The organism is Shewanella chilikensis (assembly GCF_037953065.1).
Taxonomy (GTDB): Bacteria; Pseudomonadota; Gammaproteobacteria; order Enterobacterales; family Shewanellaceae; genus Shewanella; species Shewanella chilikensis.
In genome coordinates this window covers 4,468,929-4,491,199 of record NZ_CP149966.1, presented here as the reverse complement: position 1 = coordinate 4,491,199, position 22,271 = coordinate 4,468,929, and the positions used below count along the sequence as shown (strand labels likewise).

Annotated in this window: 20 protein-coding genes and 1 pseudogene; 11 read left to right on the top strand and 10 right to left on the bottom strand. The window is 53.7% G+C overall.

Annotation, left to right across the window (positions count from 1 at the left end; all coding sequences use genetic code 11):
• The first annotated feature begins 57 nt into the window (after positions 1 to 57).
• The gene (locus WKR14_RS20180) at positions 58 to 678 is read left to right on the top strand and encodes a LysE family translocator (protein WP_101057359.1); all 621 of its coding nucleotides are present in this window, start codon (positions 58 to 60) and stop codon (positions 676 to 678) included.
• A gap of 30 nt (positions 679 to 708) precedes the next feature.
• Here WKR14_RS20180 and WKR14_RS20175 read toward each other — a convergent pair whose 3' ends face one another.
• Together WKR14_RS20175 and WKR14_RS20170 are read right to left on the bottom strand one after the other, a co-directional pair.
• On the bottom strand, positions 709 to 1,989 hold the full coding sequence (locus WKR14_RS20175) for a mechanosensitive ion channel family protein (protein ID WP_224867258.1): 1,281 nt from the start codon (positions 1,987 to 1,989) through the stop codon (positions 709 to 711).
• 129 nt (positions 1,990 to 2,118) lie between these two features.
• The gene (locus tag WKR14_RS20170) at positions 2,119 to 2,553 is read right to left on the bottom strand and encodes a hypothetical protein (protein ID WP_226565690.1); all 435 of its coding nucleotides are present in this window, start codon (positions 2,551 to 2,553) and stop codon (positions 2,119 to 2,121) included.
• Between the two features lie 387 nt (positions 2,554 to 2,940).
• Here WKR14_RS20170 and WKR14_RS20165 point away from each other — a divergent pair, with 387 nt between their 5' ends.
• Positions 2,941 to 3,615 carry a DUF3157 family protein gene (locus WKR14_RS20165; protein WP_335921390.1) on the top strand — a complete coding sequence of 225 codons (675 nt, stop codon included), beginning with the start codon at positions 2,941 to 2,943 and terminating at the stop codon, positions 3,613 to 3,615.
• Between the two features lie 128 nt (positions 3,616 to 3,743).
• Here the strand turns inward: WKR14_RS20165 and hutH are convergent, their stop codons facing one another.
• From hutH to hutC, 3 genes are read right to left on the bottom strand one after another with little or no spacing between them, the layout of a single operon-like run.
• Positions 3,744 to 5,285 (bottom strand): histidine ammonia-lyase, encoded by a 1,542-nt coding sequence (hutH, locus tag WKR14_RS20160; protein WP_071477099.1) that lies wholly within the window; start codon positions 5,283 to 5,285, stop codon positions 3,744 to 3,746.
• On the bottom strand, positions 5,285 to 6,955 hold the full coding sequence (gene hutU, locus WKR14_RS20155; protein ID WP_335921391.1) for a urocanate hydratase: 1,671 nt from the start codon (positions 6,953 to 6,955) through the stop codon (positions 5,285 to 5,287). The genes hutH and hutU overlap by 1 nt, the downstream gene beginning before the upstream one ends.
• A gap of 47 nt (positions 6,956 to 7,002) precedes the next feature.
• On the bottom strand, positions 7,003 to 7,725 hold the full coding sequence (gene hutC / locus WKR14_RS20150; RefSeq protein ID WP_226685201.1) for a histidine utilization repressor: 723 nt from the start codon (positions 7,723 to 7,725) through the stop codon (positions 7,003 to 7,005).
• Between the two features lie 146 nt (positions 7,726 to 7,871).
• On the opposite strand from hutC, the gene hutI reads away from it, so the two are divergent.
• From hutI to WKR14_RS20135, 3 genes and pseudogenes are all read left to right on the top strand, one after another.
• Positions 7,872 to 9,098, top strand: coding sequence for an imidazolonepropionase (hutI, locus tag WKR14_RS20145; protein WP_339087114.1), 1,227 nt, complete (start codon positions 7,872 to 7,874; stop codon positions 9,096 to 9,098).
• Between the two features lie 13 nt (positions 9,099 to 9,111).
• A pseudogene (locus WKR14_RS20140) lies at positions 9,112 to 9,210 on the top strand (integrase core domain-containing protein); the annotation flags it as partial.
• 61 nt (positions 9,211 to 9,271) lie between these two features.
• Positions 9,272 to 11,320 carry a UvrD-helicase domain-containing protein gene (locus tag WKR14_RS20135; protein ID WP_335921393.1) on the top strand — a complete coding sequence of 683 codons (2,049 nt, stop codon included), beginning with the start codon at positions 9,272 to 9,274 and terminating at the stop codon, positions 11,318 to 11,320.
• 323 nt (positions 11,321 to 11,643) lie between these two features.
• Here WKR14_RS20135 and WKR14_RS20130 read toward each other — a convergent pair whose 3' ends face one another.
• Both WKR14_RS20130 and WKR14_RS20125 read right to left on the bottom strand, forming a co-directional pair.
• Positions 11,644 to 12,633, bottom strand: a complete 990-nt coding sequence (locus tag WKR14_RS20130) for a transposase (protein ID WP_339087113.1) — start codon at positions 12,631 to 12,633, stop codon at positions 11,644 to 11,646.
• Between the two features lie 974 nt (positions 12,634 to 13,607).
• Positions 13,608 to 13,880, bottom strand: a complete 273-nt coding sequence (locus WKR14_RS20125; RefSeq protein WP_071476313.1) for a DUF4242 domain-containing protein — start codon at positions 13,878 to 13,880, stop codon at positions 13,608 to 13,610.
• 237 nt (positions 13,881 to 14,117) lie between these two features.
• Between WKR14_RS20125 and WKR14_RS20120 the strand changes: the two genes are divergently transcribed.
• The 3 genes from WKR14_RS20120 (at position 14,118) to mog (ending at position 16,096) form a co-directional block, all read left to right on the top strand.
• Positions 14,118 to 14,633 (top strand): NlpC/P60 family protein, encoded by a 516-nt coding sequence (locus WKR14_RS20120; RefSeq protein ID WP_335921395.1) that lies wholly within the window; start codon positions 14,118 to 14,120, stop codon positions 14,631 to 14,633.
• Positions 14,634 to 14,649: 16 nt separating this feature from the next.
• Complete coding sequence (locus WKR14_RS20115) at positions 14,650 to 15,489, top strand: hypothetical protein (protein ID WP_224868331.1); 840 nt, start codon at positions 14,650 to 14,652, stop codon at positions 15,487 to 15,489.
• A gap of 73 nt (positions 15,490 to 15,562) precedes the next feature.
• Complete coding sequence (gene mog, locus WKR14_RS20110; RefSeq protein ID WP_025009110.1) at positions 15,563 to 16,096, top strand: molybdopterin adenylyltransferase; 534 nt, start codon at positions 15,563 to 15,565, stop codon at positions 16,094 to 16,096.
• Positions 16,097 to 16,225: 129 nt separating this feature from the next.
• Here mog and WKR14_RS20105 read toward each other — a convergent pair whose 3' ends face one another.
• From WKR14_RS20105 to WKR14_RS20095, 3 genes are read right to left on the bottom strand one after another with little or no spacing between them, the layout of a single operon-like run.
• The gene (locus tag WKR14_RS20105) at positions 16,226 to 17,362 is read right to left on the bottom strand and encodes an ABC transporter permease (protein ID WP_372584299.1); all 1,137 of its coding nucleotides are present in this window, start codon (positions 17,360 to 17,362) and stop codon (positions 16,226 to 16,228) included.
• The gene (locus WKR14_RS20100; protein ID WP_028780402.1) at positions 17,359 to 18,093 is read right to left on the bottom strand and encodes an ATP-binding cassette domain-containing protein; all 735 of its coding nucleotides are present in this window, start codon (positions 18,091 to 18,093) and stop codon (positions 17,359 to 17,361) included. The genes WKR14_RS20105 and WKR14_RS20100 overlap by 4 nt, the downstream gene beginning before the upstream one ends.
• Positions 18,090 to 19,580 carry an alpha/beta hydrolase gene (locus WKR14_RS20095; RefSeq protein ID WP_418351992.1) on the bottom strand — a complete coding sequence of 497 codons (1,491 nt, stop codon included), beginning with the start codon at positions 19,578 to 19,580 and terminating at the stop codon, positions 18,090 to 18,092. Before WKR14_RS20095 ends, WKR14_RS20100 begins: the two co-directional genes overlap by 4 nt.
• A gap of 83 nt (positions 19,581 to 19,663) precedes the next feature.
• Here WKR14_RS20095 and WKR14_RS20090 point away from each other — a divergent pair, with 83 nt between their 5' ends.
• Genes WKR14_RS20090 through WKR14_RS20080 form a run of 3 tightly spaced genes read left to right on the top strand, consistent with a single transcriptional unit; the run spans position 19,664 to position 22,140 of the window.
• A complete protein-coding gene (locus tag WKR14_RS20090; protein WP_039034579.1) occupies positions 19,664 to 20,047 on the top strand; it encodes a GntR family transcriptional regulator in 384 nt (127 codons plus the stop codon).
• Positions 20,048 to 20,059: 12 nt separating this feature from the next.
• Positions 20,060 to 20,911 (top strand): ABC transporter ATP-binding protein, encoded by an 852-nt coding sequence (locus WKR14_RS20085; protein WP_039034580.1) that lies wholly within the window; start codon positions 20,060 to 20,062, stop codon positions 20,909 to 20,911.
• Positions 20,908 to 22,140: a hypothetical protein gene (locus WKR14_RS20080; protein ID WP_335921396.1), complete on the top strand. Its 1,233-nt coding sequence runs from the start codon at positions 20,908 to 20,910 to the stop codon at positions 22,138 to 22,140. Before WKR14_RS20085 ends, WKR14_RS20080 begins: the two co-directional genes overlap by 4 nt.
• Positions 22,141 to 22,271: the final 131 nt, after the last annotated feature.

Here is a 22,271-nt window from a genome sequence, read left to right as displayed (position 1 = left end):
CCGGCAGGTGTCACAGGACTATAGTGACGCTTACCCGGAAACTTTGTATACAAAATTATGGATCACCAGACCTTCCTGCTGTACCTGTTTGCGATCTTACTGATAGCCATCTCCCCCGGCCCGATCGCCATGTTGTCTATCTCTCACGGGATCCATTTTGGTAAACGCCGCAGTCTGGCCACGGCCTTGGGGAGTGTCAGTGCGGCTCTGCTGTTGATGTTGGCTTCCATCGCCGGGCTGAGCGCCCTGCTGCATGCCAGCGAATACGGCTTTACCTTGCTCAAATGGTGCGGTGCCGCCTACCTTATGTATCTGGGGATTAAATTGCTGCTTACCAAGCCCCATGCGCCTGAGCAGAGTGTCGGCCCCAAGGGACACGGCCATCCTCTCAGTCTGTTTAGGCAGGCGTTTCTGGTGGGGATCAGCAATCCCAAGGATCTGCTGTTTTTCGCCGCTCTATTTCCGCAGTTTATCGATGTGACTGCGCCGCAGGGGCCACAACTGGCGGTATTGGCTTCCACCTGGGCCTTGGTAGACTTCAGCTTTGTGATGATTTACGCCTCTATGGCCAGTGTGCTGGCCTCATGGCTTAAGCGCAGCCAACGGCTACATTGGTTGGACCGTGTCAGTGGCGGGGTGTTTGTCACCCTCGCCACTGTATTGGCCGTTAAAGATTAAGGAAGGGCTTTAAGGACGGTGCAAATAAGCCTACGTGGGTTTATTTGCACCGGCTCCATTATCTTTTAAGCTGCGAATATCATTGCCGGTTGGGCCCTGGAAGGCACGCAGATCGAATTGTGGCAAGATGGCAAAGATATGATCGAAGATATCTGACTGAATATCTTCATAATATGCCCAGCGGGTATCATTGGTGAAGATATACAGTTCTATCGGCAGCCCTTCGGTAGTGGGCGCCAACTGCCGCACCATCAGGGTCATCTCCTTATGCACCTTGTCGTGGTGCTTGAGATACTCCAGCAGATAGGCTCTGAAAGTCCCCACATTGGTCAGCCTGCGGCCATTGACCGGCATTTCGATATCCGACACCTTGGCATTGGACTCGGTAATCTCATGGATCTTCTTCGGCAGGTACTCTTTCAACAGGTTAATCTTTTCCAGTTTCTTCCTGTCCTCTTCGGTCAGGAAACGTATGCTGTTGATATCTATGTTGACCGAGCGCTTGATTCGGCGTCCGCCGGACTCAGACATACCACGCCAGTTGCGGAAGGCATCTGATACCAGCGCATAGGCCGGGATCATGGTGATGGTTTTGTCCCAGTTGCGAACCTTGACCGTTGTCAGAGATACCTCTTCCACCGCGCCATCGGCACCGTATTTATCCATCTGGATCCAGTCACCTGTGCTGACCATGCGGTTAGCCGCTAGCTGAATACCGGCGACAAACCCCAGTATGGTGTCCTTGAACACCAACATCACCAAACCTGTGGCGACACCCAGGCCGCTGAGGAAGTAGACAGGAGACTGGTTGGCGAGCACAGAAATAGAAATAATGATGGCAACAAAGAACAGGAACAGCTTGATCAGCTGCACAAAGCTCTTCACCGGTAGACGACGGCTAATCAGCTTAACGTCAGCTACCTCGTTGACCGCATCCAATGCCGAATAGGCGGCGCGGATCAGTAAGACGACCAGCCAGATACTGAGCAGCCTATCGACCAGTCCGGCCAATAGTTTATGTTCTGTCAGTGCTATGGGGATAAGCAGGTTGAGCACCAGAGCCGGCACCAGCATGGCCAGCTTTTCCAGCACTTTGTGGCGCATAAAGATATCGTCCCAGGTGACTTTGGAACGTTGAATCACCAGGTTCATCGCCCGCACCACACCGCGACGAACAATGAAATATGCCAGCCCTGCCAGCAGCAGGCAGGCGAGCACCATGAGCGAAGTGGACAAACCATCGGCTGGTTGGCTGTTGATCCCCAGCTGTGACAACCAGTGTGACAGTTCGAATCTCAAGTCTTTGTCCAAGTTATCCAAAATTAACCTCTCAGAGAAAATCACTCATCCCGACCTACAACCTAGGCCAGGTTGCAGAGTAACATACAGGTGTTAACTTTGGCTGAACAGTCGATCTCATCCTTGTTGGAAAGTGTGCGTTCAATCACCTTTCAAGGTGAGGACTATTTCGGTTCCCAGCGGCTGTTGGAAGTGTTCAAGGTGATCTATGGGAAGCCCGGAAATGGATAATTGTCTGTGATTGTACCAGTCGAGTTTCAACTCATCGTGGCGACCGGATACCACCAGCAGACCGGGGAATTGACGTCCCGATTCCAGATCGGTCAAGCTTAAGTGGCTCTGCCAGTGCCTACGTCCATGCAGACTGCAGTTGGAAAAGCTGACGTCGGCCTGCCAATCTTTATTCGGCGACCAGCTGCTGAGCACTATCGATTCCTGACAGTGCTCACTATGATCAGGTAGTGTGCCCACCCAACCTGCCACATGGAATAGACTCCATGAGGCCAGCAACAGGTAAAAGCATCCTCCGCCAAATTGCAGAGCCTTCGACAACCAGGCCTTGGTATTCGACGGCATACCCTCTCCAAACTATCAGATAGACTAAGAGCGGGATCATATAGTGGGGTATGTTGTAAGTAAACGCTGACCAATGAGTTACAAACTCGGCGATTGTTTCATTGAATGGTTTAATTCGACGAAAAGCTGGGTGGCGGTGTCATAGAATGCTCTACCGTAGTTAAAGTATAAGAGAGCATTACTTTTGTGCTGCAACTGAACGCGGACCGGTTCTGACCCTCTTTGTCGCCAAGGCTTACACTATGCCGGGCAACATCCTCATCTGAGGTAAAGGCATCTGAATATACCGGCTTGCTGCATGCCGGGCTAAGTTTGTGTTTTTCGTCATTGCCAGCCCAGGTTAGCCCGGTTATTGTTGACGCAGGATTCAGCCAAGCGAATTTTTTCATGTCGAAACAAAATCTTTTCAAACCCAGCTTTGCCGTCAGCGCCCTGGCACTGATACTGAGCTCAAGCTTTGCCATCGCCGAGCCGGCCCATGTGGCTGAAGTCACTCTGGAAAATGGCGCCAGAGTCATACTCAAAGATGATTTTACCTGGGAATATGTGCTCACAGAGGCGGTGATCAGCGCCGCCGAACCCGAAACTGTGACTGAAGACGTGGTGGCCGAGATATCGAATACCGCAGCCAATACCGGCACCCATACTGTCGCAGTGGCGCCCAAGTCCGAGGTAAACCCAGCCGCCACGGCTGAGCAGTTGACCCAGAGCGCCATGACCACTCCCGGACTGCTTGGCAAGACTGCCAGGGAAGGGGTCAGCGTTTCTCTGCTGCAGACGCAGTGGCAAGGTGACAAACTGGGCCTGACCTTCGAACTCGGCAGTAACAGCAGTGAAGATATGGTTGGCGTACTGATCAGTGTCAGCTTTTATAACGATCAGGGGCGCAAGATGAAAGAAGAGGAGCTACAGGTTTGGCGTGCCATCAAGCGTATGCCGGAAACCTATCTGCGCAAGGGCCAGCAGCGGCAATCCTCGGTGATCTGGATTGAAGGGGTAGATAAAAACCAGTGGCAGAAGCAGCTGTTGAATCTAAAGATCACAGAACTGGATGCCTGGTAACATCTGTCTCTCGGCATTGATTTAGTAAAATAAATAAAGAGCGCCAGTTGGCGCTCTTTGTATTTCATATACGGACTTTTGTCCCTAAGGTGCCCAAGGGCCCTCAGACCCTTCCAGCGATTCCCGGCTCAGAGGCTGCTTGGCAGCAACTCCTTTGGCAGATAGGCGTTATAGCGCCCACTCGCCAGCAGCTCAGTGGCCTTGGTGATATCCGGACCGAAGTATCTGTCCTTGTCATAGAAGGTAACCCGCTCGCGCAGTTCAGCCTTGGCCTTGGCTACTGCCTGGCTTGGCTGCAGCGGCGCCCGGAAATCCAACCCTTGGGCCGCAGCCAGCAGTTCCACTGCCAGCACGCCGCGGGTGTTTTCCGCCATATCCTTGAGCCTGCGGGCGGCAAAGGTCGCCATGGAAACATGATCTTCCTGGTTGGCCGAGGTCGGCAAGCTGTCGACAGAGGCCGGATGAGCAAAGGTCTTGTTTTCACTGGCCAGTGCCGCGGCTGTCACCTGGGCAATCATAAAGCCCGAGTTAACCCCACCGTTTTCCACCAAGAATGGCGGCAGCTTGGAAAGATTGGAGTCGATCAGCAGCGCAATGCGGCGCTCACTGATGGCCCCCAGCTCGGCAATCGCCAGTGCCAGATTATCCGCCGCCATGGCCACAGGTTCGGCATGGAAGTTACCGCCTGAGATGATCTCGCCGGTATCTTCAAACACCAGTGGGTTATCTGTTACGCCGTTGGCTTCAATTTCCAGCACTTCGGCCGCCTGACGGATCTGCGTCAGGCAAGCGCCCATCACCTGTGGCTGACAGCGCAGAGAGTAGGGATCCTGCACCTTTTCACAATTGGCGTGTGACTCGGCAATCTCGGAGCCGCTCCCCAGCAGATGACGGAATACTGCCGCCGAGTCTATTTGGCCCTTTTGACCGCGCACCGCATGAATTCTCGGGTCGAACGGGCTGCGACTGCCCATGGCCGCCTCGACACTCATGGCGCCGACCACAGAGCCGGCAGCAAACAGGTCCTCGGCATGGAACAAGCCCTCCAGTGCCAGCGCCGTCGATGCCTGGGTGCCGTTGAGCAGGGCCAGGCCCTCTTTGGCAGCCAATTCAATCGGTTTCAGCCCGGCGATACTCAAGCCCTCAATGGCGGGCATGATACGCCCCTGATAACGCACTTCGCCCTCGCCGATGATCGGCAGACACATGTGCGACAGCGGCGCCAAGTCGCCCGAGGCCCCCACTGAGCCCTTCTCGGGTACGCAAGGGTAGACACCGGCATTGACCAGGGCGATCAGGAAGTTGATCACCTCGAGACGGATCCCGGAAAACCCGCGGGACAGTGAGTTGATCTTCAACACCATCATCAGCCGCACGGTTTCATCGCGCATCAATTGGCCGGTACCGGCGGCGTGGGACAACACGATAGAGCGCTGCAACAGTTCCAGATCCGCCGGGGCAATCTTGGTGTTGGCCAACAGGCCAAAGCCGGTGTTGATGCCGTAAACCGTGCGGCCCTCATCCAATACTTTTTGCACCACGGCGGCGCTGCTGTTGATGGCCGCCAGCGATTCCGGGTGCAATTGCAGCTGGGTTGGCGCGCGGCTGATGCTGCGCAGTTCAGACAGGGTCAGGCTTCCCGGTGTCAGAGTGATTTGAGTGGTCATCATCAGTCCTCCAACATAGGCAGATCCAGGCCCTGCTCTTTGGCGCAGCGCTTGGCAATCTCATAGCCGGCATCGGCGTGACGCATCACGCCCGTGGCCGGATCGTTCCACAATACCCGGGAGACCCGCTTGGCGGCGGCGTCGCTGCCGTCACAGAGGATCACAACCCCAGAGTGCTGACTGAAGCCCATGCCGACACCCCCACCATGGTGCAGCGACACCCAGGTGGCGCCACCGGCAGTATTGAGCAGTGCATTGAGCAGCGGCCAGTCGGAGACGGCATCCGAGCCATCGAGCATGGATTCGGTTTCCCGGTTGGGACTGGCCACAGAGCCGGAATCCAGGTGATCCCTGCCTATGACCACAGGCGCCGACAGCTCGCCGTTTTTCACCATTTCGTTGAAGGCCAGCGCCAGACGGGCGCGGTCTTTGAGGCCAACCCAGCAGATACGGGCCGGCAGCCCCTGGAAGGCGATACGTTCACGGGCCATATCCAGCCAGTTGTGCAGGTGTGGGTCGTCCGGAATAAGCTCTTTCACCTTCTGATCTGTCTTGTAAATATCCTCAGGGTCACCACTGAGCGCCGCCCAGCGGAACGGGCCAATGCCTTCACAGAACAGCGGCCTGATATAGGCGGGAACAAAACCGGGGAAATCGAAGGCGTTGGCCACGCCTTCGTCAAACGCCATCTGGCGGATGTTATTGCCATAGTCCAGGGTCGCGGCGCCGCGGCTTTGCAGCGCCAGCATGGCCTGAACCTGCACCGCCATGGAAGCCTTGGCGGCCTTGACCACAGCGGCCTCGTCTTTGAGGCGCATCTCCTTGGCCTGCTCCAGCGTCCACCCCTGAGGCAGATAGCCATTCAGCGGATCGTGCGCCGAAGTTTGGTCTGTCACCACATCCGGAGTAATGCCGCGCTCAACCAGCTCACTGAAGATATCGGCGGCATTGCCCAGCAAACCCACGGAAACCGGCTTGCCCTCGGCCTTGGCTGCTTGCAGCATCGCCAGTGCCTCGTCCAGGCTGTGGGCCTTCTTGTCCAGATAACGGGTACGCAGACGAAAATCGATACGGGTCTCGTCCACTTCACAGGCCAGCACAGAGAAGCCGGCCATGGTACCAGCCAGAGGCTGGGCACCGCCCATACCGCCCAGGCCACCGGTCAGGATCCAGCGGCCCTTGGCTTCACCGTCGAAATGCTGCTTGGCCACGGCCACAAAGGTTTCATAAGTGCCCTGGACTATGCCTTGGGTGCCTATGTAGATCCAGGAGCCGGCGGTCATCTGGCCATACATAGCCAACCCTTGCTTATCCAGCTCGTTGAAGTGTTCCCAGTTGGCCCAGTGGGGTACCAGGTTGGAGTTGGCGATCAGTACCCTGGGGGCATCGCTGTGGGTTTTGAATACTCCCACCGGCTTGCCGGATTGCACCAGCAAGGTTTCATCCTCTTCCAGACGCTTGAGCACCTCGACGATTTTGTCGAAACACTGCCAATCGCGGGCGGCGCGGCCTATGCCGCCGTAAACCACCAGCTCCTCGGGGCGCTCGGCCACATCCGGATGCAGGTTGTTCATCAGCATTCTGAGCGGCGCTTCGGTCTGCCAGCTCTTGCAGTTCAGAGTAGTGCCGGTCGGCGCAATGATTTTGCGCGCCGGATCATGTCTCTTATCCATAAACTTCCATTCCTCTGTTGCTTGTCTTGTGGTTTATTTTGTTGTTTTTATTTAGCTTTATGTTCGCCTCTGAAGGTCAAATGCCCTCCGAGACGGAAGCGGCTGCCGGGATGGATCAGCCGGGCAAAACTCACCACCCCCTGGCGTGACCAAGTGCGGCGCAGTATCTGTAAACAGGGCTCGCTGGCGGGGATCGCCAAGCGAGCGCGTATCTGTTCATTGGCGACTATCGCCTCTATGGTATGGCGTGCCTCGGTCAAAGGCGCCACCTGCGACAGATATTCATGAGGGGTCTGCAAATTGAAATCCTGCTGCAGATAGTCGGGGATTAACTGGGGGTTTACGAAGCGCTCCTCGAGCTGTAGCGGCAGCCTCTCTTCACAGTGCACCAGCACCGAGTAAAACACCCGGCTGCCGGTCTCCAGCCCCAGGGCGATGGCGATAGGCGCCAGGGCCTCTATGGCGGTCAGCTCCAGCACCTGCACGCTGTAACCATGGCCGCGGGCCTTGATCTCATCGGCGATATTACGGATAGACAACATGGATGACTGCGACTTGAACTCGGCCACAAAGGTACCCAGCCCCTGACTGCGCTCCAGCACGCCGTTGTCCACCAGCTCGGTCAATGCCCGTCTGGCCGTCATCCTGCTGCACTCAAACAGCTCCGCCAGTTGGTTTTCGGAAGGCACCCTGGAGTGCTCGACCCATTCACCCGACTCAATGCGGTCTGAGATGTACTGTTTAATGCGGGCGAACTTGGCTGTGCTCATCGAATCGACTCTGTGTTGGTTTCAATCTGCTGAAAAACTCGGCTATAATCCTAGCTTGTATATACAAGTAAATACAAGTTAGCTCACAAAATCACGGCGGTTGCCGCCACCGCGACCGGCTTTAAGGCAAACAACAAGGAGCAAGCATGTCCTGGGATCAGGTTTGGATAGATATCAATATTGCCACTATGGACCCTTCTTTATCAGAGACTTATGGCGCCATCACCGACGCAGCCCTGGCAGTCAAAGACGGCAAAATAGCCTGGATTGGCAAGCGCAGCGAACTGCCTGCCTTCGACGTGCTGGCAACTCCGGTTTACAAGGGCAAAGGCGGCTGGCTGACGCCCGGGTTGATAGATGCCCATACCCATCTGGTGTTTGCCGGTAACCGCGCCAACGAGTTCGAGCTGCGTCTCAAGGGCGCCAGCTATGAAGAAATCTCCCGTGCCGGTGGCGGCATTATCAGCACGGTTAAGGCCTGCCGTGAGGCCAGCGAGGCCGAACTGTTCGACGAGGCTCGCCGCCGCCTCAACGCCCTGGCCAAGGAAGGGGTTACTACGGTGGAGATAAAGTCGGGCTACGGGCTGGAAACCGCGACCGAACTCAAGTTGCTCAGGGTCGCCCGCGAGCTGGGCAAACACCACCATGTGGATGTGGTCACAACCTTCCTGGGCGCCCACGCCTTCCCGGCCGAATATCAAGGCCGGGAGCAGGAATATGTGCAAATGGTGATTGAGGAGATGCTGCCTCAAGTATTGGCGGAAGATCTCGCCGATGCCGTGGATGTGTTTTGTGAAAATATCGCTTTCGACCTGCAGCAGACAGAAGCCATTCTCAGCGCCGCCAAGGCCAAAGGGCTGGATATCAAGCTGCATGCCGAGCAGCTCTCCAACATGGGCGGCTCAATGCTGGCCGCCCGTCTGGGGGCCAAGTCTGTGGATCATATCGAGTATCTGGATGAAGCCGGGGTCAAGGCCCTGGCCGAGAGTGGCACCTGCGCCACCTTGTTGCCCGGCGCCTTTTACTTCCTGCGGGAAACCCAGCTGCCACCGATAGCCTTGCTGCGCCAATATCAGGTGCCCATGGTGCTGGCCAGCGACTTCAACCCGGGGACTTCCCCCATCTGCTCAACCCTGTTGATGCTCAACCTGGGCTGCACCCTGTTCCGCCTGACGCCGGAAGAGGCCTTGGCCGGTGTCACCCGCAACGCCGCCCGCGCCCTGGGTCGTGAACAGCGCATAGGCATGCTGCGCCAAGGAATGGATGCCGACTTCTGCCTGTGGCGGATCTCAACCCCAGCGGAACTCGCCTACAGCTACGGCGTAAATCCGTTGGTGGATGTCATCAAGGGGGGCAAACTTATTCATCAATAAGTTTGGCAAGTGATACGAAATCGAGCTATGGCGTGAACACTACAACCATGTTCGCCCTCATAGTTCACTGAACTATATGCCGCCTGTTGCGTATGCCAAGCAAGCAGCATAAGCTGGAAAATCTCATCAAGAGATTGGTACTAATCTCGGGGAAAGGTCACAAGGAGTTGTAAATGAAAAAAGAATTAGCCGTAGATTTTGAAACCTTTTCACAAAAAAGTGATACGCCTGTATTTCATAAAATAAAATTTGATGAAACCAGTATTTATCTAACCAAATCATTTTTCTATGAAAGTGGTATACCTAATACGGGCAAGAATCATTTTGGGAACTATAGACTTTTTTCTTGGTCAGATGCTAGAGCAAAAGCGTTTCTTGGTTTTGAACTAGGACAAGAAAGCCCAGCGTTGGGTATTGCAAGTGTAATAGGTAGTTTCACTCCCTTGAAAGACGATTTAAGAGATGTTAAGTATGTCTCTGGTGAGGGTAAAGCATACTTTAAAAGTGCGCTCGCAGAGCTAGAGGGCAAGAATATTGAAGAAGAAAGCTCCGAAAAGGTTGACGCTGAAAACTTCATGAAAATGAAGGAAATAATACCAACAGGAGCGCAAGGTAAAGCTATTTATGGCGATGGCGACTACATTATAGATGGGCCTGCGGGTACTGGTAAATCAACTACTGTACTACAAAAAATCAAGTTACTAGAGGTTCAAGAAAAGATAAATCCTACAAGAATACAAGTGATTGTGAAAAACTCTAAAGTGGTGCCTCGATTCAAAGAGTTATTAGCTGCAATTGATATTTTCGATATTTCTATATTGCCAGTTGGTGATTTTATCGCAAGAAACTATTCAAATACACCAAGCGTGGGCGTTGATGAATTATCTTTTCTTAATAAATTAGCTGTTAACGCTTCCGACATTCTCAATTTCGTTTTTGATACGAAAACTCTTTTTGCTTTAGGTTATCAACTTAACCAAAACTATTGGGATCAAATGTGTGAGGTTACGAAAAATGACACATCCTTTATTTCTGCTGCTAAGAGTTTTCTAGAAAAAGCCGAAGAAGTAAGAGAAAGTAAAAAAGTTAATTCAAAAAGTATTGCTGACAAGCAGGCTGAGCTTAGAAAAAATACAGCTATTGAAAAAGAAAAACTTACCAGAGCCATAATTAAGAAAAACGAAAAGTCCTTGTTAAGAAGGTTGGGCAAAAGAATTGGTTTTAATGCAACAAGTAATGAATCCGCTTTGTCATTAGGTGATGAGGCTAATATTCGAGAGCAACTTAGTAAATATAAAAACAGGCATCATGAAGTTATAGAAAAATTTAAGTTACGTTTCGATGAGCAGATTCATTTGGCAGAACAGTCTTTAGTCAAGGAACTTGAGAGTATCAAAGAGGTATTCGTTAAAGCTGTTGTAAAAACCACAAGAGATCGAAATGAAGCGGAAATATTAAGACTTTACTTCAATAAAAATCTTTTCGGAAATTATCCATTCCACACAATTATTGTTGATGAAGCTCAGGATGTTTCATCAGTTGATATTGAGTTAATAAGGCTTTGCACGCAAAACAGTATTTTGGCTGGAGATGAGTCTCAAACTGAAAACCCTGATGGTATTGGTTTGTGGGACAACCTTGCAATTGAAAATACTTTTACTAAAAACGATAACCTGAATATTTATCAACTTAGGCATAACTTCAGACAAACCTATGAACTAGGGAGCGTCAGTTATAATTATCGTCAGCTTATACTTGGGCGAGGCATTGAAGATATAAAGTCAGATTATTTCGAGGATCAAATTGGCTTTAATAAGCCAAGCTTAAGACTTATATCAGCGGAAGAAGACTTTGTTCACTTGGTAAAGGCCCGAATTGATTACATTAAGGAGACGTTTTCCAGTTCATTTCCTTTAGTTATTTTTTATGAGAATTCGTCGAGCCTTCAGCGATTCAAAACGCTACTACAAGGGGAAAATTTCACCATATGCAATGATGAGAACTTGGAGTATGCAAGCGATATTTTATTTGTAAATATCTGGGAAATCGCTGGGCGAGAGTTCCCAGTGGTTCTTGCCCCTCTGACTGAATCCACTAGCGCTAACACAATTTATATTATGTTGAGTCGAGCCAAATTTGATTTGACGTTTTTCACAGGTGCGGGAAAAACTATAGACCCATACATATTGCTGCTGTGCCAACATGGTTTAATTAACAAATGAATTTAAAACAAATAAAACAAGGTATAGCCAAAATATTGCATTTTTGATTAACAGAGATAATTTAGACAAACATACAGGACATCCTGACCAAACATACAGGACATCCTAAACACTTTACGAGCCAAACATACAGGACATCCTAAACACTTTCTGGGCTGCAAGGAAGCTCGTTGCAGGGGCCAGTCTCTGATAAATAACGACGGATTTTTGGAAGTAGGCTCTCTGAGATGAGTAATCTGCGAGATTCATGCAAAAACAGCGGTTGCCAAGCATGCCAACGGCAGGCTTAAGCCTGTTTATGCAAAATCACCAAGGGTTTAAGGTTAATAGGGGTGTATTGCTTGGCTTTGTTGCTTACCCCGGCACCATTTACCACCATATTTGGCCTTCATGGCACACATTGCATCCCATCGACCACTCATGCCACTGTACTGACGGCGAAACTCCTTGGCAGAAGTTATCCAGGCATCGTCGCTGATACCAAGCTCAAGCAGTAGTTTGGGCCTGGAACAGGCAATATAGCCACGCTTGTCTTCCCGCACCGCCCGGCCAGTCCAATCAATCAGTTCCAGATAGTCGGCAAAGTGAAACGGAATGCTGCTTTGTTCGGCGGTAGTGGCTGCACCATCAAATTGCAGCAGCGGCTTAAGTGAAGTGTTGGCAGTTGCTGGCTCTGCAACTTCTTCTATGCGCTCCTGAATGGATGTGTAATCAGAAGTTTGCAGCGAATCTGCAATACCTGCGCGAATGGGATTTAAATCCACATACATCATGCAGGCCAGCAGCGCCTGTTCATCGAGCAGTGCCTGCGACTTAAAACGTCCTTCCCAGAATACGCCCTTGCAACCATCTTCTCGATTGGCCTTGCGGGCGATATCTTCGTTTAAACAGCGCATAAACCAACTGATACTGCCAAGGCGTTCCTGCCAAGTACCAATCAGCGTATCCAACAGTATTCGCTCACCGTCTGAGAGACTATCGCCCTTGAGGAACTTTGCCGCCACAGGATTGCCACTAAAGAGCCCTGTCCAACGTTCAATGACTTCAAATGGCGACAACGATTGTTGTGCAGCCAGGTCGATTTTGAGCACCAAATGGTAGTGATTATTCATGACCGCATAAGCGCAAACGTCGATGCAGAATATTGACGACAACTGCCTGATTTTATCCACTATCCAGCCACGTCTATGCTGGTAACTGCGCCCCGACAGTGCATCTTCACCACACAAAAATGCCCTTCGGACGCAGCGGTTAATCACGTGGTAAAAGGGCGTACTTTCAGCATCTATCAACTGACGACGAGCTGTGGTCATAACCAACCTCGACTGAGCTTTGATGGGTATTTCAAAGCCTAGTCAAGCCTGGGCGAAACATCAAAAAGATATGGCTGTCCTGTCTTTTTTATGTCTTTTTTAAGTTAGTGCTGGCCTAGCTTCCGGCCACGGTGTAGCCCATCACCTGCGGTGCGCTTTTCGCACAGGCGATCCTGGGACTCGCTGCGAGTACGTCCTTGTAAGCTCTGCCTCGCCATCCCTGGCTCGGAAGGTCACAGTTCCGCCTGTGCCTAGAAAATGGGTGTATGTCTGCAAACACTTCAGATGTTTCAAGCTACTCAGTGCTAACAGAATTGCACCAACTCCCGCTCGAAGCGGCCGCAGGGTGTTGATGACAGTTGCGTAGCGAGGCATGGATGCCGAAGCAGTGCCAGTCGAATCAGGGATGAGCGTCTGGCGCGACAGCGAATTGGCATCATAAGCACAAGGGGTTTTCCGCTGCGCCGCGGGTCGCAGGGGGTTTGGAAAGGGGGCGAGTCGATACAGCCCCCTTTCCTCGGGTGTGGGGCGAAGCTCCACGACTTTAGGCCGCTGGCACAGCGGCTAGCATAGCTTCCAGCTAAAAGTCGCTAATTAGTATTGGCTGGGCCTCCGTCGACGGATGTTTCTCTTTGCCTGCCGCAGGCTTATGCACAGGCGATCCTGTGACATGGCGAGAGTTGCGCAGCAACATGCTTTCGAGCGCAAGTCATGGATGACGAGCTGGCAGTTAAACAGGGACGTTGTTCAAGTACGTCCGTGTAAGCTCTGCCTCGCCATCCCTGGCTCGGAAGGCCACAGTCCCGCCTGTGCCTGGAAATAGGCGTATGTCTGTGGGTCTATAAGCAATTTCAAGCAACGCTATGATTGCAGAATCACACCGACTTCCAATTAATAAGCCAGCGGGGATTTCGGCTACGTTGGGGTGTCCTTGAGGATACAAGGGACTTTGAATAAGCAAAGTCCCTTTTGAGTTACTCCGCCGTCGTTGGGTCGATTGAACGTTTCACCTCATTGACGGCATTGATAGGAAAACCGCCCCTTTCTGCATGTTCACGCACCAGTGTCTCATTGGGGGCTATGTAAACGCAGTAGATCTTATCTGGGGTCACAAAGCTCTCTACCCACTGGACCTTCGGCCCCATATCTTCCAACACGGCACAGGACTTTTGTGAGATTTCACGAAACTCTGCCGTGGATAAACCTCCGGCTCCGGGTAAGTCTCTTTCAATGATGAATTTAGGCATAACAACCTCCTTACGGGATCTTGCTGAGTATAGTTCCTGAAGGGAAGCTCTTCCGCTTGGCTAGAGCTCTGGTCGCTGTGATTCTTTGGCATGCCGGTTTAAATGAAAACATCTTAGCTCAGTTGATATATCTGCTTTATTGGCCGAGGAAAACTCAATGTTAACCACAGATTTTGCAAATAGCGGCGGCTTATTGCACATTAGGGGTTCTTCAATGGCATCTGAGTTGGAAAGTGCATGCAGCTGTGGCAGATATTGGCGACATTCCTGTTGTTGGGCGCCCTGAGTGGCTGTTCCGGTCGTCCCGATCCTGTTTCCGCTCCGGCTACAGTGGCTAAGCCCCAAGTGGGCACAGAGTCCGAAGCCAAGCGCTTTGAGCAAGCGCCCCTATCACAGCAGCGGCTGCTGACGATGCAGCGAGAATGGCATGGGGTTCCCTATCGTTTGGGAGGCATGAGCAAGCGAGGTGTCGACTGTTCGGGCTTTGTCAGCCTGACTTACCGGCGATTGAGCGACATCATGCTGCCGCGCACAGTGGAGGAACAGCGCAAGCTGGGGTTCGCGGTCAAGAAAAGCCAGCTCAAGGTGGGCGATCTCCTGTTCTTCAAGACTGGCTGGAGTAGCCGCCATGTGGGGATCTATATAGGCAACAATGAGTTTATGCACGCCTCTACCAGTCAGGGGGTGATGATTTCATCGCTGGATAACAGCTACTGGAAGCAAAAGTATTGGCAGGCCAGGCGCCTGCTCTAGTGTCGGGAGAAGGGAGATGGATAGCCTGTTACTCGCCAAAATAGCTACCGCCATCATAGCCGTGGTGGGCCTGTCGCTGGTGGCTGAGCGGGTCAGCCCCAGAGTGGCGGGTATTTTGTCCGGCTATCCGCTTGGTACGGCTATCGCACTGTTTTTTATCGGCATTGAATTGGGTGAGCCCTTTGCTGCCGCCAGTGCCACCGCGGCCTTGTCCGGTTTTATCGCTTCGTTGCTGCTGATTTGTGGTTATGCCCTGGGTATTCGTCTCGGCGGCGAGCGGCCACTGCCGTTAGTGGCACTGCTGGGATCAGGGCTGGGATTGCTGGCCTTTGGCCTCAGTGGCTATCTTCTGAGTCTGTTGAATCTTAATCTCCTCGGCGGAAGCCTGGCGCTGCTGCTGGCGATTGTGCTTGTGGGTTTGGTGCTTGCCAAAATACCGGATGCCACAGTAGCCAAGCCCGTTCGCCTCAGCCCGCTGGTATTGCTGCTTAGGGCCGCGGCGGCCGCCATGATAGTGCTGTTGGTCACGGCAGCGGCCAAACTGCTGACGCCGGCTCAGGCCGGTATTCTGGCTGCCTTCCCCATTACGCTTTATCCGTTTTTGTTAATCATTCATCTGGCCTATGGTGCGCCGCAGGCGCAAACCATTATCAAGCATTATCCCAGAGGCCTGGGGTCGCTCATGTGTTATGTGATTGCGGTGAGCTGGCTCTATCCGCTGCTCGGCATTGCCTGGGGAACTGTGCTGGCGTTTGTGGTGGCAACCCTGTATCTGCTGGTATTGAGCGCCTGGCACCGCTTGAGAACCAAGCCTCTTGAGACTCCCGCCCCCGAGACGACAAAATGCTCCCGCTGATGGGGGCAGGAAAGCCTAATTGTGGTATGTTAGGCGCCACTGCAACACAAGCATTTTTGCCAAGGGGAACAGCATGGCCAAAGCCAAAATCGGGATAGTAACCGTTAGTGACCGTGCCAGCGCCGGAGTCTATGAAGACATTTCCGGTAAGGCGATCATAGAGACTCTCAATGCTTATCTCACCAGTGAGTGGGAAAGTGTTTATGAAGTGATCCCGGACGAGAGGGCGGTGATTGAAGCCACCCTCAAGCGGATGGCCGATGAAGACGGCTGTTGTCTGGTGGTGACCACTGGGGGAACAGGGCCGGCCAAGCGCGATGTTACGCCCGAGGCGACCGAAGCCGTGTGCGACCGTATGATGCCTGGCTTTGGCGAGCTGATGCGCGCCGAGTCACTCAAGTTTGTTCCAACGGCGATTCTGTCACGGCAAACCGCCGGGCTGAGAGACGACACCCTGATAGTCAACTTACCGGGTAAGCCCAAGTCGATTCGTGAGTGCCTGGATGCGGTATTCCCGGCGATTCCTTACTGCATAGATTTGATGGAAGGCCCCTTCCTCGAATGCGACGAGACAGTGATCAAGCCGTTTCGTCCCAAGGCGAAATAAGCGCCACCCCGGTTTTTATCCTGCCGATACCCTTGGGTTTCGGGGGACGGGTTTCGGGGTTTCGGCAATCGAAAAGGCAAGCCAATATTGAATCTCGGCTTGCCTTTTCTTTTGCGGCTTGGGAGGGAATCAGAGGCCGAACACCACCTTTTCGCTCTTGAGTGAGCGTTCCAGTCCCAGCACCAGGGCGGCGGCGATGGCCAACGTCAGCAAGCTGGATACCAACAGCTGCAGCAGCGGCAACTCCTTACCCTTGATAAAGGCCATCAATGCCTGTTGCTGCCCCGAAACCGGCAACCACTGCAAGGTGTCCGGCGCTATGTCGTAACTGGCGGTCATTGCCAGGGCCAAGGGCACGAACAGCACTATGGTCAGATAGGACTGGGCTTCCTTGAAGGTCTTGGCCAGGAAGGACACAAACAGTTGCATGCTGGCGGCCAGCAGGGCGACCGGCAAGCCTATCAACAGCATCAGGGCAATAAACTCGGCGCTGATACTGATGCTGAAGCCGAGCTCCTGCCAGGGCACCATGGGATAGGCAAACTTGGAGATCAGCAAAATCAGCATCAAGCCCAGCATGGCAAACACAGTTACCGCCAGCAGTTTGGAGATAACCAATTGCCTCGGGGTGACAGGGTGACTCAGTAGCAGCGCCAATGAGTTGCGTTCACGTTCGCCGGCACTGGTATCTATCGCCAGATTCATCCCGGAAATAAATACCGAGTAGATCATGGTGAAGATGGCGATTCCGAGGATCATTCCGCCCTTGGAGTCTGGCGTGGCCTGATCCTGCAATTGCACCTTAATCGGCTGCATTATCCTGGGGTCTATGCCGCGGGCCAGTAGGCGCAGGCTGCCCATTTCGGAGGAATAACCTTGCAGTGCCCGCTCCAGACGGCGAATCGATTTCTGCAGCTTTTCATCCGAGTTGTCGGCTATCAGGATCACCTCGGCCCTTTCGCCTTTGGCCATCTGCGCCCGATATTGCTCGCTTATCTGCAGTATCAGAGCGCCTGCCTGCTCGCCGCTGTCCTGATTGATCCCCTTCTGGCCGAGATAGCGCACCAGATCCGGCGCCTGTTCGGCGTTGTCTATGCGAATTTGCAGATCATCCGGGCTGGAGAGCTGACCAATCAGCACCACAAACAGACCGCACATGATCAGCGGCGTGCCTATGGCATAGTAGAGACCGGCCATTACAGAGCGCTTGTCGCGGGCGGCATCCAGCAGTTCCTTGCGAACCAGTGTCAAGAGTCGACTCATCATGCGGCTATCCCCTCATCCGTGCCTATCAGTTGTATAAAGGCATCTTCCAATGACTCCTTACCGGTTTGACGGCATAGATCGGCCGGGCTGCCAACGGCTACCACGCGTCCCTGGGTCATGACAATCACCTTGTCACAGAGGGCTGCGACCTCCTGCATCACATGGCTGGAGAACAGCACACAGTGGCCCTGGCGTTTGAGATCCAACAGCAGCTCCCGCAGTACCCGGGTACTCATTACATCCAGCCCGCGGGTGGGTTCGTCGAGAATAATATTGGTCGGTTGATGCACTATGGCCTGAGCCAGTGCCGTCTTCATCCGCTGCCCCTGGGAAAAGCCCTTGCAGTGGCGGTCGGCAATATCGTCCATCTTGAGTTTGCCGAGCACGTCGGCGGTTGCCTGCTTGGCGGCCTTGCTCGGCATGCCGCTGAGTTCGGCGAAGAAACGAATATATTCCCTCGGACTCAGGCGTTCATAGAGGCCGAAGGGATCCGGAAACAACCCCAGTTGCTGCTTGGCCGCCAGAGGATTGCGGCCGACATCTATGCCGTCGACTTCGGCTATGCCTTCGTCCGGTTTCAGCAGGCCAAACACAGTGCGCAGGCAGGTAGTCTTGCCAGCGCCATTGGGGCCGAGCAGGCCGGTAATCATGCCATCTTCGGCGCTGAAACTCAGGCCATCCAGGGCTTGAACCTTGCCGATGCGCTTACTCAGATTGGTTACCTTGATCATTTTGTTCCTCCTGGAATGGCTTCCACTGTGCTGGCGTTAAGATAGAAACTGCGACGCACATCTTTGTTGAGACACTCGCCATCCAACTTGTCCGGCGCCGTGCCCTTGACCAGCTCGGCGATCAACTCATTGGCGCAGGACTGGGCGGCAACACCATGGGTGGCATAGGGGGAGATCAAGTGTCTGGCGTTGCTCAACTGGGCCATGGCCAGCTCGCCCCAGGATGGCGGCGTGGCGGGGTCCTTGGCTCCGGAAAGCAGCAGGGTGGGGATATCGCTGGTTATCGGCTCGGCAAAGGTGGCCGCCGCGGCAGGGACATTCCAGATAGGGCAGCTTCTGTCCAGGCTGCTGAGCATCTCTTTGCCTATGACGCTGGCCTCGGCCTGTTGACGCTCGGCGGCGGTCAATCTGGGCCAATCTTCACCGCAAACCACGGCGGCGTGCATGCCCATGGCGATACCTGTGCTATCGACACTGAGAGCCATCAGCCCCAGCAGGGGTTGGTATTCCTCCATTGCCGCTCGGTGGATGGCGTAGGGCAGCAAGGCTCTGACCGATGGGCTGTAGAGCGCCATTCTCAGGCTGCCGAGCAGCTTGCTACGGGTCAGGGTCAGCATGGCGATATCGCCGGTTACCGGATGAGGCACCTTCTTCATCACCGCATGTTGCCCCAGGCGCTCGGCCAGTTGGTTCAGTTCCTGACGCAACTGTGGGTAGGTTTGAGCGCACAAAGCGTCCTGCTCACAATCGCTCAGCAGCAGATCCTGGGCTCGGCCAATGGCGGCGCCTATGGCCAGCACACTCTGCTGCATAGGCACGACGCCATCCAGGGTCACTGTCTCAAGGACCTCTGGATAGTGGCGCATATAGAGCTGGGCCATGCGGCTGCCGTAGGAGATGCCATAAAGGTGCAGTTTCTGATAACCCAGATGCCGGCGAACCGCTTCGAAGTCGTGCAATGCTTGCTCGCTGCCGTATTGGCTGATATCGGCATCCAACTTGCTCAGGCAGTTACGGGTTTCCTGTTCGACATCCAGTGCTTCGTCGTTATAGGCCAGGGTTTGTTCCAAATCCAACGCTGCACATTCAAGGGCGTTGGACTGGCCGGTGCCGCGCTGATCTATCAGCAATATGTCCCGGTTTTGACGCACTTTGCTTAAGATCAGGTTGAAGGTGGCGGCATTTTCGATGGCCGACTGTCCCGGCCCACCTGAAATGGCCAATACGGCTTCATCGGGGGCGGTATTCTTGATGGCCGGCAAGACGGCATAGTGGATTGCCAACTGGCGGCCATCGGGTTTTTGCGGATCCTCCGCGACTCGAATTGTGCCGCAACGCAGACGCTCAGATAGACCGTCGATATAACAGCCCGTGCTTTCGGAAGCTGTCTGTGCCTGACTCAGCGGCGTCCAACAGAGCCCCAGTGCCAACAACAGCATGCTGGTTACGGCAGGCCAGTATTGTTGGCCAAAGTTCCTTTGCTTCATGCTTGTGTCCCTTTTTGGCATTCCTGCCGGATTGTGTTAGTTTAATTACTGTATCAATGTATTAATACAGTGTTTCAAGGCTAATGTTAGAACTATTGAATGTCAACCCCAGCAGCGGCGACCCCATCTACCGCCAATTGAGCGAGCAGATTATTCATCTGATCGTCGGCGGTCAGCTGCCCGAGGAAACCGTATTGCCCTCGGTGCGGCAGATGGCTGAGCATCTGGCTGTAAACCCCATGACAGTTTCCAGGGCGGTGCAGCAGTTGGTGGAGCAGGGATGGCTGGAGCGGCGACGCGGCCAGGCAACCCGGGTAGCCCTGCGTCAGGCTCATCAGAGTCTATCGGCCGAGGCCATAATAACGCCGCAGCTTGAAGATTTGTTGGTGACGGCGCAACAGTTGGGGTTGTCGCAGCAGGGGCTGCAGCAGCTGGTAGTCAAATATTGGCCCCAAACCAAGGAATAACAGGGAAAAAGTATGGAACAGCCAGCCGGGTCATTATTGTGTTTCACTAAGGTCGACAAGAGCTTCGACGGCAAATCTGTGTTAACCGCGGTAGATCTGCAGTTGGAGCCAGGGATGGTGGTAGGGCTGCTTGGTGCCAATGGCGCCGGTAAATCGACCCTGATGCGTATTGCGCTTGGGATCATTCCCTGTGACAGTGGCCTGGTGACGACTCTGGGACAGGCGCCGCAGCAGCTGGATTCAGGCCATAAGCAGCGTTTGGGCTATGTGCCGCAGCAGCCCTTCGGCTATGAGGGGTTCAGTGTCGAGCGGGCGCTGGCCATGCACAGCAGTTTCTATCCTCAGTGGGACATGGAGTTGCAGCAACAATGGTTGCAGCGTTTCGGTCTGGATCTCAAAGCTCAGGTGCAACGGCTTTCAGGGGGACAACGTCAGTCTCTGGCGCTCATTATGGCAATGGCCTATCGACCCCAGTTGCTGGTGTTGGATGAGCCTGTGGCCAGTCTGGATCCCGTTGCCAGACGTCGTTTTATGGCTGATCTGTTCGAGCTGGCGTTGGAATCAGGTTCCGCCGTACTGTTTTCATCACATATCACTTCAGATCTGGAACGGGTCGCCAGTCATCTGGCGTTGCTGAAAGCAGGGGAATTACTGCTGTTTAAGGAGATAGATGCGCTCAGGGAGGAGGTGCGTTTGCTGAAGTTCGCTGCAGACAGTGACATCCAGTTGCCTGAATCCATGCGGCTGTTGGCGACAACCCGTGCCGGCTGTGTGGTGGATGGTTATCGGGGGCAGGCCTTGCCCGGCATGATAGATGCCCGCCGCCTGAATCTGGAGCAGCTGTTTATGGAGCTGCATCCATGAGGCTGGCTTTTTTCCCTGCCTTATGGCTTAAAGATATCGGCAGTGTCAGCTTCCTGATAACGGCCGGACTGGGCTTGTTTTTGGCCCTGGTGATACAGTTGAGTGGGGATAGCGACAAGACCGGGATGTTCCAGGCAATGGCAATTCTTTCTGGATGTGCCGCCTTTGCCTGGCAATCCAATCGTCTGGCCGCCTGTGAATGGCTGGTATTGGTGCCGGGTTTTAAAAAGGCGCTACTGCTGCAGGCCACAGTGCTGGCGATACTGGTTCAGCTTATTTGTTTGGTGATTTCACCTGCGAATTTGGCTATTCAAGGTGTTGCCTGGAGTCTGGGGCTGGCGTTTGTACTGGCATGTTTGCGCTATCCCAAGTGCTTTTACTGGTCGGTACTGCTGTTCTTGGTCTTGCCAATCAGCGAGTCCATTGCCCGTCTGTTACCCGCCTGGAGCTGGTGGTTGGCAACGACAGTGTTATTGGTCATGCTCGCCAGACAGTTACGCTTGTTTTGCTGGCACCCACAGGCGCGTAGCATCTATCTCAATGGGCTGGAGGCGGGTTGGGTTTTAGGCCCAAGGCTGGGGATATGGCAGCCGCTGCTGAGGTTGGAAGCCTGGCTGCATCCGGTCAATTTTTTCATCGGCCCCACCTTGAGCTGGTTGCTGATCCTGCTGCCGGGCAGCAGTCTGCTGTTGATACTTGTTAATTTAGGTTGGCATAAACAATTGCCGGTGATTTATATCGCCGGCCAGTTAGCCATGCTCATCTGCTCCCTGGTGCACTGGAGTCGGCTGCAACGCTGGCGAGGGGCTGAGTTATTGCTGTTGCTGCCCGGGCATACTGGACTTGCTGGGTTGACGGCCGCATTTGCCCGCGGCCAAACCCGATTGCTGGCGTTGTTGGGGCTGATGTTAACCTTGATCCTGATGTTGGATTGGTTCGTCGGCGAAACCCAAGGCTTAGCTGGAGTGCACCAATTGCTGGCGGCTCTCTGGGGCTCGGCGCTGCTCCTGGCGCTGGGAAGTATCAGCCACCAGAAAGGCTATCTGGCTGGCGTCATGCTGCTGTTTATTGTCAATTCTACTTGGAGTTCCGGCCTGGCACGGGGGTTACAACAAGGTTCGGGCAGCGTTGTTTGGCTGAGCCTTGACCTGATTATGCTGGTATTGGCGCTAGTAGTGTTTCATCGTTGTAGCCGTAGATTATGGCGTACAGGAGTCGTTGAACCTTGATACCACAACTGGTCTGATCTCTATGGGGGAAGCGTGATACTGTACGAAACTAGAGCAAAAGCTCTTATGTTTACTTGAGCCTTGGGGTAGAATCGCAAAAAGCGGAACAGCTGTAAGCTAAAAAGGTAAAC